Genomic DNA, 17323 nt, shown 5'->3' with positions numbered 1-17323 from the left:
CCGCAGACTTTTCCGCCCGTCGGAAATGAGCCACGGCTGTCGGGGCAGCACATATCGATATCGCTGCCATATTCCCGGCGTCCTAACGCAGCTTAGGCCAAAATGCATTCGGACAATCCCAAAGGCACTCCTGATAGACGTTAGAGCAGCTTTTCCAATGTGATCGGCAAGTCGCGAACGCGCTTGCCGGTGGCATGGAATACGGCGTTGGCAATCGCCGGCGCCACGCCGACGATACCGACCTCGCCGACCCCCTTGCCGCCAAGTGCCGAGGCATTGAAATCCGGCACACCGACGGAGATCACCTGTATATCCGGAATGTCGGAATTCGTCGGCACGAGATAATCGCCGACATTGTTGTTGACGGTTCGTCCGTTGCGCTGATCGATCAGGCCCTCCTCCAGAAGCGCTTGGCCGATACCCATGATGATGCCGCCGCGCCACTGGCTTTCGACCAGCTTGGGATTGTAGAGACGGCCGCAATCGAAGGCGGAGACCATGCGGGAGACGCGTACCGTACCGAAATCCTCGTCGACCCGCACTTCAGCGAAATGGGCGCACCAGCTGTGCATGGAATAATCGCCCATGGTCGGCCCCTGAACCTTAGCCATAGTGGTCCAGGCCTGAAGCTGTTCCTGTGCGTTCGCACCGTCGGGCAGGGTATTCCGCCGGACTTCGATCTCCTCACGTTTCAGCGCGGACATCAGCTCGGCCAGAGTCAGCGATGGGGTTTCGCCGCGCGGTGCCACGATGCGCCCCTCGGCGAAATTCAGCGTGTTCGCGCCCGTCTCGCGGAAGGGTGAGTTGGCATCGCTGAGGGCAAGGCCGATGAGTTCGTCGCGGGCCGCGACCGCTGCCTTATGGACGGCGCCCATGATCGATCCGGCCAGCATCGAGCCCCCAGCGATCGCCGAGCCCGGCAGGCGTGAATCGCCGAGATGGACGTCGATCTGATCGACCGGAATACCGAAGACTTCCGCGGCACTCTGGGCAAGGATCGTATAGGTCCCCTGCCCCATATCGATCGCACCGCTGACGACCTCGACGCGGCCGTTCCCGAGGATGCGGATCATCGCTTCGCTCGGTGCCCGGATGACCGGGAAAGTGCCGCAACCGATGCCCCAGCCGATCAGCGTCTTGCCATCGCGCATCGAGCGCGGCGCGTGGCTGCGCCGCGACCAGCCGAAGGCTTCCGCACCTTCCGTCAGCGCCTCGCGGAGCCGGCGAGTCGACCACGGTTTGCCGGACTGATAATCGTGATCGGCATAGTTCTTCAGCCGAAGCTCGAGCGGGTCTATGCCGAGCTTGTAGGCCAGTTCCTCGATCGCGCATTCGATGCCATAGGCGCTGGGATTCTTACCCGGCCCCCGCAAGGCGCCAGGCGTGACGCTATTGACCGGCACGACGCGGTGCTGCGAGGAGAAGTTCTCGACCTTGTAGAGGATTGACGTTGCCGCCCCCGTCTGTTCGGGCCAGTCCGCATTAAGCGAGGTTTCGCTGGCGCCGCGGTGGACGATCGCCTGCAGGATGCCATCCTCCGTCGCGCCAAGCGCGATCTTCTGTCTGGTCGCTGCGCGTCCGCCGTAGCTGGTGAAATTCTGTGGGCGGGTGACCGCGAGTTTCACTGGTCGGCCGAGCTTTCTGGCGGCCGCGATGGCGACTGCGCCATAGGCGAGCGGCTGCCCCTTGGAGCCGAAACCACCGCCGATAAAGGGCGAGATGATCCGGACATTCTCATAGGGCATGTCGAACCATTCGGAATACATGCGCGCCATGCCATGCGACCATTGGCTGGGTTCCCAGATGGTCAACTGGTCACCATCCCATTTCGCCGTCAGCCCGTGCGGCTCCATCGCCACGTGATATTCGCGCGGAGTGGAATATTCGGCTTCGATCCGCACCGGGGAAGCGGCAAGTGCAGCCTCGGCATTACCCCAGGCAACCGAGAGCGGCTCCATGAGCTTGCCCTCGCCGGCATTCGGATCGTTGAGATCGGCGACGTGCTTGCTCTCTTCATAGCTGATGCGCACCAGCCTGGCGGCTTCCGTCGCCAATTCCCGGCTTTCGGCGATCACGGCGGCAATCGACTGGCCGTTAAACTGCACCTCCCGCGGCAGCGGATAATACGGGCCGTCGGCAGGCTTGTTGCCGCCCCAATCAGCCGAAAGCTTGAGACCGAGATCGTCCTCCGGCGTCAGCACCAGCAGCACTCCCGGCATCGCAAGTGCTGCCGAAGCATCGACCTTGACAACGCGGCCAGCCGGAATCGTGCTCTGGATGAGGACGGCATAAGCGAGGTTTTCGACCGGATATTCCAGGGCATAGGTCGCCGTACCCGTCACCTTCATCCTGCCTTCGAAGCGCGACTGACGACCGCCGACCGTGCCGTCGGAAGCATCGCCATGTTTACGGGGTTCCATCATGGTCATGCGAGACCTCCCACTTTGAAAATGGCGCGGGCAATGACGCGCGGCGCAAGTTCGATCTTGTGACGATTGCCGCCATGATCGACGGCCCCCTCCATGGCCAACCGGCTGGCTTTTTCGACGGCTTCCGAGGTGAGAGCCTTACCGATCAGCGCTTGCTCCACATTGCGCGCCCGCCAGGGCTTGGTGGCGACCCCGCCGATGGCCACGCGAATATCGCGGACCGTCCTGCCGTCGGCTTCAAGCTCCAGGCCGACTGCGGCACTCGCGGCAGCAAATTCATAGGACTGCCGATCGCGAACCTTGAGGTAGGTGGAGTTCCGGGCGGCGGCGGAGGCAGGAATAGTAATGGCGGTGATGATCTCGCCACGCTGCAGGACGGTTTCCTTGTTCGGCGTCTCATCGGGAACGAGGAAGAAATCGTCGATGCCAACTTTGCGGCTATCCGTCTCGATTACGGCGTCAAATGCAACAAGGGCTACCGCCAGGTCGCCCGGATAGGAGGCGATACAGGCCTCGCTCGTTCCAAGTACGGCGTGATTGCGCGTGATACCGCCGATCGCCGAACAGCCGGAACCGGGATTGCGCTTGTTGCAGGCAGGAAAGGCGCCGGGATCACGGAAATAGGAACAGCGCGTGCGTTGCAGGAGATTGCCGCCGATCGTCGCCATGTTGCGGAGCTGGGCGGAGGCGGCCAGGGACAGCGATTCGGAAACTGCCGGGAAGGCAGCGTGGATATCCTTGTGGTCGGCGACTTCGCTCATCCTGGCAAGCGCGCCGATCGTTGCACCATCGGCGTTAATAGTGATGCCGCTCATGCCGGAGAGATGAGTAATGTCTATGACGGTATCGGGCTCGCCGACACCGCACTTGGCGAGATCGAGCAGCGTCGTTCCGCCGGCAAGCAGCAGGGCGCCGGCCTGTTGCGCCGCCTGGGCAGCCTCCGCTGTCGATGTGGCGCGCAGATAGGAGAAGTTTCGCATCATGCCACCTCCGCGGCCTGGCGCACCGCCGCAACGATGCTGTTATAGGCCCCGCACCGACAGAGGTTGCCGGACATATATTCGCGGATTTCCGCATCCGATCCGGCATGCCCTTCGCGAATGCAGGCGACCGCTGACATGATCTGGCCCGGGGTGCAATAACCGCACTGGAAGGCATCCTGCTCGATGAAAGCCGCCTGCACCGGATGCAGATCGCCGGCTTCGTCGGTGAGCCCCTCGATCGTCGTGATCTCGCGACCTTCGACCTGCGCGGCGAGCGTCAGACAGGATAGCACGCGCTTACCGTCGACATGGCAGGTGCAGGCGCCGCACTGTCCCTGATCGCAGCCCTTCTTGGTGCCGGTGAGGGAAAGATGCTCACGCAGCGCATCGAGCAGCGTCACACGTGGCTCGATATCGAGCTCGTGGCGCTGCCCGTTAATGTCGAGCGCGATATGGATGATTCGTGTCATGATAAGCTCCTGCCATCGTCACGAAGATGAGACCTACGAAATCTAGTAGAAACTCTTCGTCGGTCTACCGGTTGCTGTGGGTTTCTTTCAGGAAGACGGAGCCGATGGAATTGTGGTGTCACGGTCGGTTCTCATCTGAATAAGGAAGCAAAGGGCGCCATCAATAAACGGAGGCGCCTCCGTTTAAATTAATGCCTGGCTTGTTTTCGTCAAGCCCCCGGCAGGCGGGCAAATCTTGAACCGAGATGAGAAAGAGCCCCTGCTGTTTGTCCTACGTCGCCCACCACTGCACGCCGGCGGAATCAGGGAACTGATCAATGCCCATTCTCGGTCCGTAAAATCACTTGAAAAATGAAGCCCACGTCAGTTATGCTCAAACCGAGCAATAGTAGAGCACATCATCGAAAACGCCGTTTTGTTTCAGCACTACAAGGAATCACAACCCACTGTTATCGCTCAACTATTTTTAAATCTGGCTCGCGGGAACATGCTCGGCCTGCTCTGAATTCACCCAAGGAGGATTTTTCATGATCCATGAAATGCGCATCTATACTTGCTTGCCCGGCAAGCTGCCAGCGCTGCAGGAGCGCTTCGAAACGGCGACACTGGCGATCTGGAGCCGGCTCGGCATCCGCCCCCTCGGTTTCTGGACGACGATGGTCGGGCCCTCCAGCAACGACCTCATCTATTTCCTTGAATGGCAATCGCTGGAGGAGCGCCAGCGGAAATGGGCGGAATTCGTGGCTGATCCGGCCTGGAGGGAGGCTCTGGCTAGGAGCGAGAGGGCAGGCCCGATCATTGCCAATATCGCCAGTTCGATCCTGCAGCCGACTGAATTCTTTCGCCCCTTTATCTCCGTCGAGGCCGATGGCTGAAAACCGATGGAAGATTGATAAACCTGAGGTAAAAGCCGGGACATGCCCGGCTTTCAAAATCTTTTCGACGCGCGCGCCTGCTGCTTTCCAGTCAACCGTTCTGATCGCTGCTATTGTCGGCAGCCGGCTCCTGCTCTTTTTCCTTCAGCACGTCCGTCAGCTTGTTGACGCCTTCAAAGCCGGCGACGGCGGCGGCGGCCTTCGTCAGGAAACCGGCATTCGGGTCGACAGCCTCAACGGCCTCGTCGGCGGCCACGGCACCTGCAACTTCTTCAATCAGCTTTCCGATACCCATTTCAAGCTCCTGATCGTTTTTTGTCTGCCGCAAATTGCGGCGATCGAGCGTTGCGAACGCCTCGCAGTGGATGTTTGGAAGGTCACTGCAGGTGACCTTTTCCTCCCTGGGGCGAGGCATGGTTTTCCCCGGCTCCTGCCATTTAGGCAACCAAACTGAAAGCGGCCTTAGCCCATGATGAATCGAAGCTGATATCACGCAATCTCTACGGCACGCACCTGCCCGCATTTGACACTTGCCGCCGTCAAGCCGTCACATCAGCCTAATAGGTCTGTGCTAAGCCCTCCGGAATTTCGGGCAATGCCAAACCGTTTGAACCTGGGAAATTTCCTGCCATGACATTCTCGTGTCGCATTACGGCTCTTGCCGCATCCTTCCTCCCCCTCCTTTTCGCGCCGGCCTTCGCCGACTCTGACGTGCTCTGGAAGATCGTTCGTGACAAGTGCGTCGTACAAACTGCACCCTGCCTTTCGGTAAATACGAACGAGCACTATGCGATGCTGAAGGATCTTCGCGGCGTTGCGCAAGTTTTGCTGATTCCGACCGATAAGATCACAGGCATGGAGAGCGCGGCACTCCTCGATCCTGCAACACATAACTATTTTGCCGATGCGTGGGCGGAGCGGGGTGACGTCGAGGCCCGCTTGCCGCATGCGCTCCCGCGCGACGGCCTCAGCTTGGCCGTCAACGCACAGCAGGCACGCTCGCAGAACCAGCTGCATATCCACGTCGATTGCTTGAGCGCCGATGCTCGAGCTGCCCTCAAGGCCGATGCCGACAAGATCGGTACCGACTGGGCACCTCTTCCCGATACCATCGCCGGGCATAAGTTCACGGCGCTCCGTGTCAAGGGCGAGACACTGGGCGACTTCAATCCGTTCCTGGCGCTTGCCAGGATATTGAAGAACCCGACGAAGGAAATGGGCGATCACAATCTCGTGGTTGTCGGCGCCAATTTCGCCGACGGCCCCGGTTTCATTGTCCTCACCGATGTCGCAGTGCCCGGCATGGGCGGCGAGGACGTGCAGGATCATAGTTGCTCAATAACGCATTGAGATCAGTAAGTTACGGCGTAGATCGAAGACCGTATCGTCTCCCCATCGGCTAGGGAGGACCTTGCTTCGGCGGTCAAAATGGGCTTGGAAGCCAATTTATGAATCTGGCTTCTAACGTCTATCGAGATTCACCCACTAATCTTTTTGATGCAGGCGGTTCAGTGTTATAGTCCGGGTTGTGAGCCTGAGCTATGCGTCCGTTCGTTGAGCATCCAGATCATCGAACTGCGTTGGCATTGAAGGTTCGCGATCGAAAGCCTCAGGAGGCGCCTCATGAATCTTCAAATCAATAACCAATCCTACCAAGTCGATTCGGAGGGAGATACCCCGCTCCTCTGGATCATCCGTGACGAGCTTGGCATGACCGGCACGAAATATGGCTGCGGGTTGGCACAATGCGGTGCCTGTTCCGTTCTTGTCGATGGCGAAGTGGTGCGCTCCTGCGTAACTCCGCTCGACAGCGTCGCCGGCCGCCAGATTACGACGATCGAAGCGATCGAGGCGGACCCGGTTGGAAAGCGTGTTGTCGCCGCCTGGGTCAAGCATCAGGTCCCGCAATGCGGTTACTGTCAATCGGGGCAGGTCGTTGCAGCGACTGCGCTCCTCAAGCAAACGCCCAATCCCTCCGATGACGAGATCGCCGCGGCGATGATCAACCTCTGTCGATGCGGGACTTACAATGCGATCAAGGAAGCGGTCAAAGACCTCTCCTCCAAGCAAGGAGAGACGCTATGACCGAAACCAACCGCAATCTCGTTCCGGAGGATGAATTCCCCACCGGATCGCCGGTCAATATCTCGCGCCGGCACTTTCTCCTGACGTCTGCCGGCGCTGCAGCAGGCGCCTTCGTTCTCGGCTTCGGCGTTCCGGTTGGCCGCGCGCGAGCCCAGCAGGCGGCAAGCCCAATGCCTCCAGGCACCCGTGTTCCGGCATTCCTCGAAATCCGCCCGGACAGCAGCATCCGTTTCATGAGCCCCTTCGTCGAAGGCGGACAAGGCGTCTTCACTGCGATGGCCCAGATCGTCGGCGAAGAACTCGATGCGGACCCGAAAACCTTCGTCGTCGAAAACGCGCCCACGGGCAGCGACTATCTGGTCGTACATGGCCAGATGCGCATCACCGGCGGCAGCATGTCGGTGCGCACCAGCTATGAGACGATGCGCCGGCTCGGCGCGCTCGCCCGCAACATGATCCTGCAAGCCGCCGCCAAGCGCCTGGACGCACCGATTACCGAACTGACCACAGAGCCGGGCCACGTGATCCATGCCGCATCGGGCCGCAGCCTCGCCTATGGCGACGTAGCGAGCGAAGCACTGGATCTGCCGGTTCCTGCCCCTGAGAGCGTGGCGCTTCGGGACCCAAGCAAATTCCGCTGGATCGGCAAACCGGTTGAGCGGCTCGATATCCACGACAAGTCGACAGGCAAGGCAGTCTACGCCATCGATTGCAAGGTTGACGGCATGTTGCATGCCGCCGTGCAGCACGCGCCGCGCCTCGGCCTGACCGTCGGCAAGATCCGCAACAAAGAGCAGCTCAAGGCAATGCCGGGTGTTCATTCCGTCCACAGCCTGCCCGGCGCCGTTGCAGTCGTCGCCGAGCGCTGGTGGAATGCCAAGCGGGCAGCCGAGGCCGCTCAGGTCGATTGGCGCGAGCCCGGCCCGGACGCCGATCCCGCCTTCCGTTACATGCCCGCCGATTTCTCGACCGCAGCCTTTAACGACAGGCTCGCCAACGAACCGGGCAATGGCAAGGAAGCGGAGAATGTCGGCGATATCGCCAAGGCGTTCGACGGCGCCAAGACAGTCGTTTCCGCCACCTACAGGAGCCAGTATCTGCATCATGCGCAGCTGGAGCCTCCGTCCACGCTGGCCCGCTTCAACCCGGACGGCAGTCTCGAACTCTGGATGCCCAATCAGGCGCCCGAGCAATTCCAGGCCGACATAGCCAAGCTGACCGGCCTCGATCCATCGAAAGTGATAATCCACAGCCCCATCCTGGGCGGCTTCTTCGGACGGCATTTCCTGTATCCATCGGCCAATCCCTATCCGCAGGCCATCCAGCTCGCAAAAGAGGTCGGGCGGCCGGTCAAGCTCATCTGGAGCCGGGAGGAGGAATTCCTGCGCGATCCGATGCGTCCCATGGCCGCAGTACGCTTTCGCGGAGCACTCGACGCCAGCGGCATGCCGGTGGCACTCGAGGCCATCAGCGCTTGCGAGGGTCCGACGGAAGGCGTCTACGGTCATAAGGAGGATTCACTCGATCCGACGGCCCTGGAGGGCCTTGCCGGCAAATCCTATGCAATCCCGAACTACCGCATCGCGCAGATCTACGTCAAAAACCCGACGACGCTCGCCTATTGGCGCTCTGTCGGCAATTCCATGAACGACTTCTTCTACGAGACGTTCCTAGACGAGCTAGCCGACAAGGGTGGGCAGGACCCCTATGAGCTGCGCCTCAAGCTGCTGCAAAAGAACGAGCGGCTGAGTAATCTCCTGAAAGCGGCCGGCGACCTCTCCGGCGGCTGGAAACGGGGGCCCTTCACGGCAGGCGACGGTTCGCGGCGCGCGCGCGGCGTGGCAATGGCCTCTCCGTTCGGTAGCCACACTGCTGCCATCGCCGAAGTGTCGATCCGCAACGGCCAGGTCGTCGTCCATGACGTCTGGGAAGCGATCGACCCCGGCAGCATCGTCAATCCGGCAATCATCGAAGCTCAGGTCAATTCGGCGACCGCACTCGGCATGTCGCAGGTGCTGATGGAGGAGGCTGTCTATAAGAACGGCGAGCCGGTGGCGCGCAATTACGACCTCTATCCGATCCTGCCACCGGATCGCATGGCGCGCGTACACGTCCGCATCGTCGAAAGCGGGGCGGAGATGGGCGGTATCGGCGAGCCGGGCCTGCCAGCCATCCCGCCAGCGGTCGCCAATGCGGTTTCCACGCTGACAGGCAAGCGGATACGCAGCATGCCTCTATCCAACTACACCTTTGAAAGCTGAGGCGCAGCACTCGCTGCGCCAAGCACACTTCCGGCTCTCGGCTCATTTCTGGTCCGAGAGCCGGCTCGGTTGGCTCTAGCCGCGTAAAAAATCCCGAAGCAAAGACATGAGGGCACACCTTTGAAGAAACTTCTTCTGGTTCTTCTCCTGATTATCGTGCTTGTGGCCGGCGGCGTCGCATGGTTCGTAACCCGCACGCCGGCATCTCCCTTCGACAATGTCGCCGCGATACAGGCGCCCTCGGAGGACCTGCTGCAGCACGGCGAATATGTCGCGCGCCTCGGCGACTGCGTCGCCTGTCACAGCACGCCAAAGAGCGCCCCCTTTGCCGGCGGGCTGGAGATGGGGACGCCGCTCGGCTCCATCTTCACGACCAACATCACGCCGGACAAGGAGACCGGGATCGGCAACTATACGCTCGCCGATTTCGATCGCGCTGTGCGCCAGGGTGTTGCCCGCGATGGGCATCGCCTCTATCCGGCCATGCCCTATCCTTCCTATGTGAAGATGAGCGACGACGACATTCGTGCGCTCTATGCCTATTTCATGAATAGGGTCGAGCCTGTGAAGCAGGCGGACAAACCTTCCGACATCAAATGGCCGATGAACATGCGCTGGCCGCTGGCGCTCTGGAACGCGGTCTTCACCGAAGGCGGCACCTATCAGCCGAAAACGGCCGGCGATGACCAGTGGAACCGTGGCGCCTATCTCGTTCAAGGGCCAGGCCATTGCGGCAGCTGCCATACGCCCCGCGCCATCACCATGGCTGAAAAGGCGCTGGATGAGAGCAGCCCGCTCTATCTTTCCGGCGCTCTTCTCGACGGCTGGTATGCGCCGAGCCTGCGTGGCGACCCCAATACCGGCCTTGGGCGCTGGAGCGAGGACGATATCTATGCCTTACTAAAGACCGGCAGGAACGGTCATGCCGTCGTCTTCGGCTCGATGGCGGATGCCTTCAACAATTCGACACAGTTCATGAATGATGACGATCTGAAGGCAATAAGCCATTACCTGAAATCCCTGCCCGGCGATCCCGCCCGCGACGGCACCCCCTGGCAATATGACGAAGGTACCGCCCAGAACGTATCGCTTTCCAACCGCGAGAACATCCCGGGTGCCCAGACATTCGTCGCCAAATGCAGCTTCTGCCACGGCGTCGACGGACGCGGAAAGCAGCAATGGATTCCGCCGCTCGCCGGCTCTGCCGCTTCACTTGCGAAGGAAAACGCGTCGCAGATCAATGTAACGCTGAACGGCTCCAGCCGGGTCGTGGCGAGCGGCATTCCGGATGCCTATCGCATGCCGCCGTTCCGCCAGCAGCTTTCGGACCAACAGATCGCCGACGTCCTGACATTCGTGCGCTCATCCTGGGGAAATCATGGCGGAGCGGTTGCGGCAAACGATGTGAAGGCGTTGCGGGAGCATACGGATCCGGCCAGCAGCAGCCCGATCATATTGCAGATGCGGTAGCTTTCTACCGCATCTGGCTATTGCCGGCACAACGCAGTTGTCGCGAAGTGCTTTATGCGCCCCCCGCCGGGCAGCAGGGACCGTGTATCGTTCAATTGAATGCGACGGTTCGTATTCTACGGAGCGAGAACGCAATCAACAGGCCAGCCATCGCAGCGATAGCGCCCGCCAGGAAGACGCTGCCATAGCCGGCCCGGTCGGCCAAAAGGCCTGCGAATGGCCCGGTCAGCCCGTAGGCGAGGTCCTGAAAGGCCGAGAAGCCGCCAAGCGCCGTGCCGCGCAGATGCGGCTCCACCCGCCGGACGACCTCGCGGCCCATGGAAGGATAGATCAGCGAGCATCCGAGACCGGTCAAAAAGGCACCGGCGAGCGCGAGCACGGGATCGGTGGCACTCCAGATCAACAATTGGCCCACTGCTTCGACGGCCAGTGAGCCGAGGGCGACCGGCAAGCCACCGATACGATCAGGCAGATGGCCGAAGAACACGCGCACCAGAACGAAGCCGACGCCGAAGGCGGTCAAGCCCAGCCCAGCGTAGTTCCAGCCCTGGTCGAGGAAATAGAGCGTGAAGAAGGCGCCAATGACGGCAAAGCCTATGCCCTGAAGGCACACGATCGCCCCATACAGCCAGATCCTGCTGACGACATCCCAAAATGGCAGGCGCTGCTCATCGGGATGCGGCGCAACGCCGGGAACTCCCCAGATCGCCACCAGCCCGAGGAACGGCAGGACGGCGCTGATCGCCATCGTCCCGGCAAAGCCGAACCGGCTGAACGACATCAACCCGATCGGCCCGCCCACCGCAAGCGCTCCATAGATGGCAGCACCGACCAGTGCCAGGACCCTGCCCGAGCGCGCCGGGCCAACAAAGCCGATGCCCCAGGCGATGATGCCGACGGCAACCAGACTCTCACCCCACCCCAGAGCCAAGCGTCCCAGAAGGAGGAGCAGGAAGGATGACAATGGCATGTGCGCCAGCAGGCCGGCGACCAGAGCCGTCAAAGCCCCGACGATATAGAATGCAAGCCCCCGCGTCACAGCCACCTTGGCGCCACGATGGTCCGAAAGCACGCCGGCATAACCGCGCGTGAGGATCGTCGCCAGAAAGGCGATGCCGACGCCGAGCCCCGCCCAGACATTGCCGAGCTGCAGTTGTCCGCTCACGTAAAGCGGTACGATCGGAAACGAAATGCCGATGCAAAGATAGGAAATGAAGAGAATGGCGCTGAGCAGCATCAGCCGGCCGCGCGCCGGATCAGGTGTCGATTGAAAAGCCATGATAATCTCCAGGCTTTTCCTCGATCGGCGAAGGCATAAAAAAACGCACTCCGACCGACGAGGATCGTTGAGTGCGTTGCTTGACGTCAAACGCTTACGGCCAGCAAGGCTGACTACGTCTGCAATATGCGATTGCTAAATCAGAGTCAATCCGAGCTCGCCAAGCTGAGCGGTCGGCCAACGAAGCTTCAGGCTTGCGAGATCGGTTCAGACTTATTCGGCGACGGGGCCGCACCAGCCGGGCAGGTAATCCGCATCCTTGTGCTTGGCAAGATCGTGCGCCTTTTCCAGCGCGGCCTCGAAATTCTTCTCTAGATCTTTGCGCTTGATGCGGCGGCGCAAGAAATCAGCCCAGAGAAATTCGCTGAACGGGGTCGTGTCCTTGGCATAGCCGCCGACATGCCGCAGCTCGCCAGCCAAAGAGCGATAGGGATCGTCGATCAGATCCTTGATGCTCTTCGGGATGTCTTCATAGCCACGGCGTTTCCCCTCTTCGTCAAAGGGATGCATCCAGTCATGACAATCCATGACGAACCAGAAGGCGTCCCGCTCGAGCCGGGAGAGATCGGCAACGGTCGTGACGAGAACATCCTTCACTCCCTCCTCGTAGAGCGCGAGGGAAAGATGGTGATGATCGATGACATAGTATTTTCCGCGCGGTCCCCGAATGGTCGGCACCATGTGATTTCCGAGGAACTCACCGGCCTTGTCGCCCGCCGCTTCCGCCTTGAGGCGCCAAGCCTTGCGCTTGGCCTTAACCTCGCGCATGCCGACGGTGATCTGGGTGGGTCTCAATTCTTCGATGGGAACTGGATGCAGGATCGGTTCGCGCAGCGTAACCATTTGAAAGCTCTCCGCAAAGGCAGGACGATCCAGCCTAACATAACCGGCCGATCCGGCAAAGTCGGCGCTATATGCTCGTCGGCAAGCTGTATCGGCTGAAGGCGAACCTGCCGTGAGACGCACAGCTCATGTTTGGAGATCAATTGCCTGTCATGCGGCTTTCTTGATCACCGTAAACTGCGAACGCCTGTAGAAGGCCAGCATTTCCCGCTCGAAACTCTCGACGGCAAGTAGGACCCACGGCTCGTAATGGTCTTTGCGGGACCGCATCCTGCGCCGGCCATCCATCTCGAGCATTCCCCGCAACGCCCAATCTACCAACCCCATCCCATCACTCTCACCCTGACCAGGTCCTTTCGCCGTCCGCCTTACCGGCCTCGATCGCGTTCGGCGGCATGGCGAACGCTAAATAGGTAAACGCTGATCGAAGGAAAGGTGAAGAAACGTTGTGTTAAGGTTTGTAACATCCGTTTGCTTGGAACTGTCGCATTGCGGAGACACCCTGGCGATAGGGTCATTTGAACATAAGGCGCGTGACGTAGCGATCGATGGCCCGCGAATTCGCGCCGATCCAGCGCCAGATCATGGCCATGGCGAACATGGTCAAAAGCCACCCGAGCATGACATCCGACAGGAAATGAGCACCGAAGATCACGCGGTTGAATGCCACGAACAGCGAGCATGGCACCATGATCGCCGCGGCAATCCATCTGTGCCGTGCAGGCACGAGAATCAACAGAGACAACGCCGCCGCAGCCGCGGCGGCTTCGCCGGAGGGAAAGGAACAATTGCGGCTGCACGCCCCAGAAAACTGCCATACCGGCGTAAAGTCCGCCGTGCCCCCGAATTCGATCAAGTCACGGGGGCGTACACGTCCGATTGCGACCTTCAGCGTCTGCACGATCAATAGCGGCCCGGCGGCAAAGCTCAGAAGCACGAACAATGGCTTGTGGGGAGGGCAGAACCGCAGTCGCCGCGGCAGGAAGACATGCAGAACCACGGTGACAGCCATGGCGCCGACAATATAGGGCTGGCTTTGGCGAGCGATGTCCCTCACCGCTTTCAGCCGGGGATTCTCCACCAGCCAGAAAGCATGCCCATGGGCAAACAGGCGCGCGACCGCCAGATCGAGCTTCGGAAAAACCACAAAGACGAAGCTGGTCCAGACGATCAGCATGCCGATAACAGCCAATTCGCTATCCGCAGTTGCCTGCAGCTGACGCGGCCGCATTTGACCGGAGCCGGCGCTCCAAGAATTTGATGCAAATTTCCACATGCCATGTCTCCAGAGGCGGAACGGCGTCAAGCTGAAGCCCGATTGTCAAGAAATGGCGAAGATCGCATGAAGGCTCTGTTCAGAATCGGCCATCGGACGATCGGAAAACTGTTTGGAAATTGCGGAAGCGGGCTTAGTCCGCAATAGTAAGGTTCGGGCGACAAAGTCGAACGGAAAACGGAAGAAGCACAGGGCGCTAGGGGTGGATAACAGTCTCGTTCTTATTGTCGAGGATGAACCGGCGATCGCGCAGATACTCGAGGGCTATCTGACGCGGGACGGCTTTCGCACGGTTCGCGCCGGCGACGGCGAAACCGCGCTGCAGCACCATGCGCTTTTGAAGCCGGATCTCGTGCTGCTGGATGTTCGCCTGCCGAAACTGGACGGCTTCGGCGTGCTCGGCCGCCTGCGTCAGGCCGGCTCGACGCCGGTCATCATGGTTACGGCCGTTGCTGACGACATCGACCGCCTGAGCGGATTGCGCCTTGGTGCCGACGACTACATCGTCAAGCCGTTCAACCCGCAGGAAGTTGTCGCCCGCGTCAGAGCGGTCTTGCGCCGGACGCAGGGCGAGCGAGCAGACGCCATCAAGCGCTTCGGCGCGCTGGAGGTCGACTTCGGCAGCTATACCGTCTTCATCAACAAGGACGAGCGCCGTATTGCATTGCCGCTGACGCTCAGCGAATTCCGCATCCTCGCCTATATGATCCGCCATCCGACCCAGGCTTTCGCGCGTGCCGATATTCTCGATGCCTGCCTGCCGGAAAGCGATGCTCTGGTGCGTACCGTCGACACGCACATTTCCAATCTCAGGCGCAAACTGGAGGAAATGGGGCAGATCGGCTTCTTTCCTGCCGTGCGCGGCATCGGCTATCGCTTTTCGGACCCGAGATGAAGAAACCGAGATTTCCCAGCGCGCCGCTTGCCACGCTCACGGCCGTCGTCATCACGATCATGCTGCTGCTCAGCGTCGGCCTGACCTATCTGGGGGTCAACTGGTACGCGACCTATCTGGAGCAGGGTATCAGCGATGCCCTGCCGCCGCGAGCCGCAACCGCCTACAAGATGCTGAGTGAAAACAAGATCCCCGATGGGGATTCGCTCAAGCTGCTTGTCGAACATCTCAATTCGCTGACGGAGCCGACGGATCTCAAGGTGCAGCTTTCCGTGCTTGTCTTCGGCCTCATGTCAGCGCTCCTCTGCGCCGTGATCGGCGTCTTCCTGGCGCGTCGGCTCACACATCCGCTCGAAGAGCTCACCTCTGCCGCCGAGGGCCTTAAATCAGGCGACTTCTCCGTCCGCGTCCCCGCCCCCTATCGAAGCGCCCGCGAAGTCGCGAGCCTTGTCGAAACCTTCAACGCTCTTGCGACCAGCCTGGAGACGATGGAAGAGCGATTGCGTTTCAACAACATGGCGGTTGCACACGAGCTGCGCACGCCGTTGACCATCCTGCAAGGATCGCTGCAAAGCATGCTCGACGGCGTATTTCCAATGGACCGGAAAATCATTTCCGATCTCCTCCTGCAGGTCGAAGGCCTGGGGCGGGTTGTCGAAGACTTGCGCACATTGTCGCTCGCCATCGGCCAGAAGCTGGTGATGGAGCGCCAACGCATCGACGCATCGCGATTGGTCGAGACTGTCATCGCCGTGGCAAAGCCCATGCTGGAAGCCAGCAGGCTGCAGGTGGAAACGGAGCTGAAACCCGCCTGGATTTCAGCCGACTCTCCCCGTATCCGCCAGGCTGTATTGGCGCTTTTCGAAAATGCATGCCGCTACGCTGCAGAGGGCGGCTCGCTGCGATGCGAAACCGAGCAGGTGACGGACGATAGCGTCATCATCCGCGTTCTCGATCGCGGCCCCGGATTTCCGCTGGATATGGATGCCGTCGCCGTTAACCCGTTCTGGCGTGGCGACCCCTCGCGTTCGCGCGCGACCGGCGGCACCGGACTGGGGCTATCCGTGGTGCAGGCAATCGCGCTTGCCCATGGCGGGCACCTGGAATTCGCAAACCGGCCGGAAGGCGGCGCGATGGTGTCAATCCATTTGACGGACAGCACGCCAGGAGAAACACATGGTTTCGATGAGCAGGAAACAGCCTCCCGCCAATGCGGGCTTTGTTGAGCAAAACCGCTTCGCACTTTTGCTGGAACTGCTCTGGCGCAACATCGGTCTCACGCCGGGTCTTCCCGGTGGAGATCGTGGATGGCGACCGCATCATCCGTGAAGGGCGGCAACAGCCAGTCGGTATGGCGCAGCGTCCGCTTCGTATCCTCGAGGCCCATATCCCAGTGCTCTCGCATCGAGGTGCCAGAGAACTCGTAATCCTTGGCGTGACCTTCGTAGTTCTTGTGCTGATAGATCAGGTGCACAATGTTGACGACACCGGCATCGGAATAATCTGCGATCAGTTCTTCCTCTTCCGCGGTCAGCTGATCCCTAGGGACACGCTTCAGCGCACCCAGGAGCTTCATCTTCAGCCCGTGAATGCGCTTGAAATTATCGGTGTTCTGCCGCGTGCGGCTCGAATACATGATGTCCTTGTGGCGCGAAAGGACATCCGGCATGCTGCGCGGCAGGACGCCGCGAGCGCTGAAGAGATCCACCTGGAAAACGAGCGAACTGCGGTCTTCTTCCTGATCGAGCAGATATTGCAGCGGCGTGTTGGAGACGATGCCGCCGTCCCAGTAATATTCGCCCTCGATGCGGATGGACGGGAGCGCCGGCGGCAGAGCGCCGCTCGCCATGATGTGCTCGGGGCCGATGCGGATATTGTCGGTGTCGAAGTAGACGAAGTTGCCGGTACGCACATTCACCGCGCCGACGCTGAAACGCTTCTTGCCGTCATTCAGCACGTCGAAATCGATAAGCATTTCCAGCGTCTTCTTGAGGTCTGCCGAGTCATAGAAGCTGGTGGCACCTTCCGCACCCGGCAGCTCCAGCCAGGGATTGGGAAAGCGCGGCTTGAAGAAGCCGGGCTGGCCCATGGTCATCGTCATCCACGAGCTGGTGCGGTTGCGGATATCGCGAAAGAAATCGCCTTCGGGCGTATAGGCCCAGATCTTGCGGCCGGAGATGATCTGCCAGAATTGCTCCAGACGTTGCAGCCGCCGACCAGGCTCGTTGCCGGCGATGATCGCGGCATTGACCGCGCCGATCGAGACGCCGGAAAGCCAGGTCGGCTCGCATCCCGCTTCGGCAAGCGCCTCGTAGACGCCGGCCTGATAGGCGCCGAGCGCGCCGCCCCCCTGGAAAACCAGAGCGACGCGATCATATTGAGCGGCAATTTCCGGGATAGTCGGGGCTGCGGCCTTGGTGTTTCGTTCAAGCACGGTCCGTCTCCAGCATAAAATAG

15 protein-coding genes and 1 pseudogene are annotated in these 17323 nt (G+C 60.6%); 7 read left to right on the top strand and 9 right to left on the bottom strand.

Annotation, left to right across the window (positions count from 1 at the left end):
* Positions 1–140 precede the first annotated feature (140 nt).
* The 4 genes and pseudogenes from FHX05_RS19390 to FHX05_RS30450 form a co-directional block, all read right to left on the bottom strand.
* Positions 141–2429 carry a xanthine dehydrogenase family protein molybdopterin-binding subunit gene (locus FHX05_RS19390; RefSeq protein WP_183873887.1) on the bottom strand — a complete coding sequence of 763 codons (2289 nt, stop codon included), beginning with the start codon at positions 2427–2429 and terminating at the stop codon, positions 141–143.
* Positions 2426–3409 (bottom strand): xanthine dehydrogenase family protein subunit M, encoded by a 984-nt coding sequence (locus FHX05_RS19385; RefSeq protein ID WP_112609135.1) that lies wholly within the window; start codon positions 3407–3409, stop codon positions 2426–2428. Before FHX05_RS19385 ends, FHX05_RS19390 begins: the two co-directional genes overlap by 4 nt.
* Positions 3409–3882, bottom strand: coding sequence for a (2Fe-2S)-binding protein (locus FHX05_RS19380; RefSeq protein WP_112608629.1), 474 nt, complete (start codon positions 3880–3882; stop codon positions 3409–3411). The genes FHX05_RS19385 and FHX05_RS19380 overlap by 1 nt, the downstream gene beginning before the upstream one ends.
* Positions 3883–4149: 267 nt before the next feature.
* Positions 4150–4284, bottom strand: a pseudogene (locus FHX05_RS30450) (IS5/IS1182 family transposase); the annotation flags it as partial.
* 125 nt (positions 4285–4409) lie between these two features.
* Between FHX05_RS30450 and FHX05_RS19375 the strand changes: the two are divergent.
* Positions 4410–4757: an NIPSNAP family protein gene (locus FHX05_RS19375; protein ID WP_183873885.1), complete on the top strand. Its 348-nt coding sequence runs from the start codon at positions 4410–4412 to the stop codon at positions 4755–4757.
* 91 nt (positions 4758–4848) lie between these two features.
* Here FHX05_RS19375 and FHX05_RS19370 read toward each other — a convergent pair whose 3' ends face one another.
* Positions 4849–5052, bottom strand: a complete 204-nt coding sequence (locus tag FHX05_RS19370) for a hypothetical protein (protein ID WP_112336114.1) — start codon at positions 5050–5052, stop codon at positions 4849–4851.
* Positions 5053–5387: 335 nt separating this feature from the next.
* Here FHX05_RS19370 and FHX05_RS19365 point away from each other — a divergent pair, with 335 nt between their 5' ends.
* From FHX05_RS19365 to FHX05_RS19350, 4 genes are all read left to right on the top strand, one after another.
* Entirely contained in the window at positions 5388–6107 is a 720-nt protein-coding gene (locus tag FHX05_RS19365) for a CDP-diacylglycerol diphosphatase (protein ID WP_183873883.1), read from the top strand.
* A 273-nt stretch (positions 6108–6380) separates the two neighbouring features.
* Complete coding sequence (locus FHX05_RS19360) at positions 6381–6842, top strand: (2Fe-2S)-binding protein (RefSeq protein ID WP_183873881.1); 462 nt, start codon at positions 6381–6383, stop codon at positions 6840–6842.
* On the top strand, positions 6839–9103 hold the full coding sequence (locus tag FHX05_RS19355; RefSeq protein WP_183873879.1) for a xanthine dehydrogenase family protein molybdopterin-binding subunit: 2265 nt from the start codon (positions 6839–6841) through the stop codon (positions 9101–9103). Before FHX05_RS19360 ends, FHX05_RS19355 begins: the two co-directional genes overlap by 4 nt.
* A gap of 120 nt (positions 9104–9223) precedes the next feature.
* Positions 9224–10573: a cytochrome c gene (locus FHX05_RS19350; protein ID WP_183873877.1), complete on the top strand. Its 1350-nt coding sequence runs from the start codon at positions 9224–9226 to the stop codon at positions 10571–10573.
* A gap of 91 nt (positions 10574–10664) precedes the next feature.
* Here FHX05_RS19350 and FHX05_RS19345 read toward each other — a convergent pair whose 3' ends face one another.
* From FHX05_RS19345 to FHX05_RS19335, 3 genes are all read right to left on the bottom strand, one after another.
* A complete protein-coding gene (locus tag FHX05_RS19345) occupies positions 10665–11852 on the bottom strand; it encodes an arabinose transporter (RefSeq protein ID WP_183873875.1) in 1188 nt (395 codons plus the stop codon).
* A 213-nt stretch (positions 11853–12065) separates the two neighbouring features.
* A complete protein-coding gene (locus FHX05_RS19340) occupies positions 12066–12695 on the bottom strand; it encodes a ParB-like protein (protein ID WP_183873874.1) in 630 nt (209 codons plus the stop codon).
* Between the two features lie 514 nt (positions 12696–13209).
* Positions 13210–13971, bottom strand: coding sequence for a phosphatase PAP2 family protein (locus FHX05_RS19335; RefSeq protein WP_183873872.1), 762 nt, complete (start codon positions 13969–13971; stop codon positions 13210–13212).
* Positions 13972–14173: 202 nt separating this feature from the next.
* On the opposite strand from FHX05_RS19335, the gene FHX05_RS19330 reads away from it, so the two are divergent.
* Positions 14174–14866 (top strand): response regulator, encoded by a 693-nt coding sequence (locus tag FHX05_RS19330; RefSeq protein ID WP_112414097.1) that lies wholly within the window; start codon positions 14174–14176, stop codon positions 14864–14866.
* On the top strand, positions 14863–16092 hold the full coding sequence (locus FHX05_RS19325; protein ID WP_183873870.1) for an ATP-binding protein: 1230 nt from the start codon (positions 14863–14865) through the stop codon (positions 16090–16092). The genes FHX05_RS19330 and FHX05_RS19325 overlap by 4 nt, the downstream gene beginning before the upstream one ends.
* Before the next feature lie 50 nt (positions 16093–16142).
* On the opposite strand, the gene FHX05_RS19320 is transcribed toward FHX05_RS19325, so the two are convergent.
* Positions 16143–17300 (bottom strand): patatin-like phospholipase family protein, encoded by a 1158-nt coding sequence (locus FHX05_RS19320; RefSeq protein WP_183873868.1) that lies wholly within the window; start codon positions 17298–17300, stop codon positions 16143–16145.
* Positions 17301–17323 lie beyond the last annotated feature (23 nt).

Source organism: Rhizobium sp. BK491 (assembly GCF_014194925.1).
In the GTDB taxonomy this organism is placed as follows: Bacteria; Pseudomonadota; Alphaproteobacteria; order Rhizobiales; family Rhizobiaceae; genus Rhizobium.
The sequence above is the reverse complement of the archived record's forward strand: the minus strand, read 5'-3'. Positions and strand labels throughout refer to the sequence as shown.

Excerpts from the sequence above, each read along its gene's own strand:
- FHX05_RS19370 (WP_112336114.1), bottom strand. The coding sequence starts at position 5,052 with ATGGGTATCGGAAAGCTGATTGAAGAAGTTGCAGGTGCCGTGGCCGCC.
- FHX05_RS19375 (WP_183873885.1), top strand. The coding sequence starts at position 4,410 with ATGATCCATGAAATGCGCATCTATACTTGCTTGCCCGGCAAGCTGCCA.
- FHX05_RS19345 (WP_183873875.1), bottom strand. The coding sequence starts at position 11,852 with ATGGCTTTTCAATCGACACCTGATCCGGCGCGCGGCCGGCTGATGCTG.
- FHX05_RS19390 (WP_183873887.1), bottom strand. The coding sequence starts at position 2,429 with ATGACCATGATGGAACCCCGTAAACATGGCGATGCTTCCGACGGCACG.
- FHX05_RS19380 (WP_112608629.1), bottom strand. The coding sequence starts at position 3,882 with ATGACACGAATCATCCATATCGCGCTCGACATTAACGGGCAGCGCCAC.
- FHX05_RS19365 (WP_183873883.1), top strand. The coding sequence starts at position 5,388 with ATGACATTCTCGTGTCGCATTACGGCTCTTGCCGCATCCTTCCTCCCC.
- FHX05_RS19355 (WP_183873879.1), top strand. The coding sequence starts at position 6,839 with ATGACCGAAACCAACCGCAATCTCGTTCCGGAGGATGAATTCCCCACC.
- FHX05_RS19360 (WP_183873881.1), top strand. The coding sequence starts at position 6,381 with ATGAATCTTCAAATCAATAACCAATCCTACCAAGTCGATTCGGAGGGA.
- FHX05_RS19325 (WP_183873870.1), top strand. The coding sequence starts at position 14,863 with ATGAAGAAACCGAGATTTCCCAGCGCGCCGCTTGCCACGCTCACGGCC.
- FHX05_RS19335 (WP_183873872.1), bottom strand. The coding sequence starts at position 13,971 with ATGTGGAAATTTGCATCAAATTCTTGGAGCGCCGGCTCCGGTCAAATG.
- FHX05_RS19385 (WP_112609135.1), bottom strand. The coding sequence starts at position 3,409 with ATGCGAAACTTCTCCTATCTGCGCGCCACATCGACAGCGGAGGCTGCC.
- FHX05_RS19340 (WP_183873874.1), bottom strand. The coding sequence starts at position 12,695 with ATGGTTACGCTGCGCGAACCGATCCTGCATCCAGTTCCCATCGAAGAA.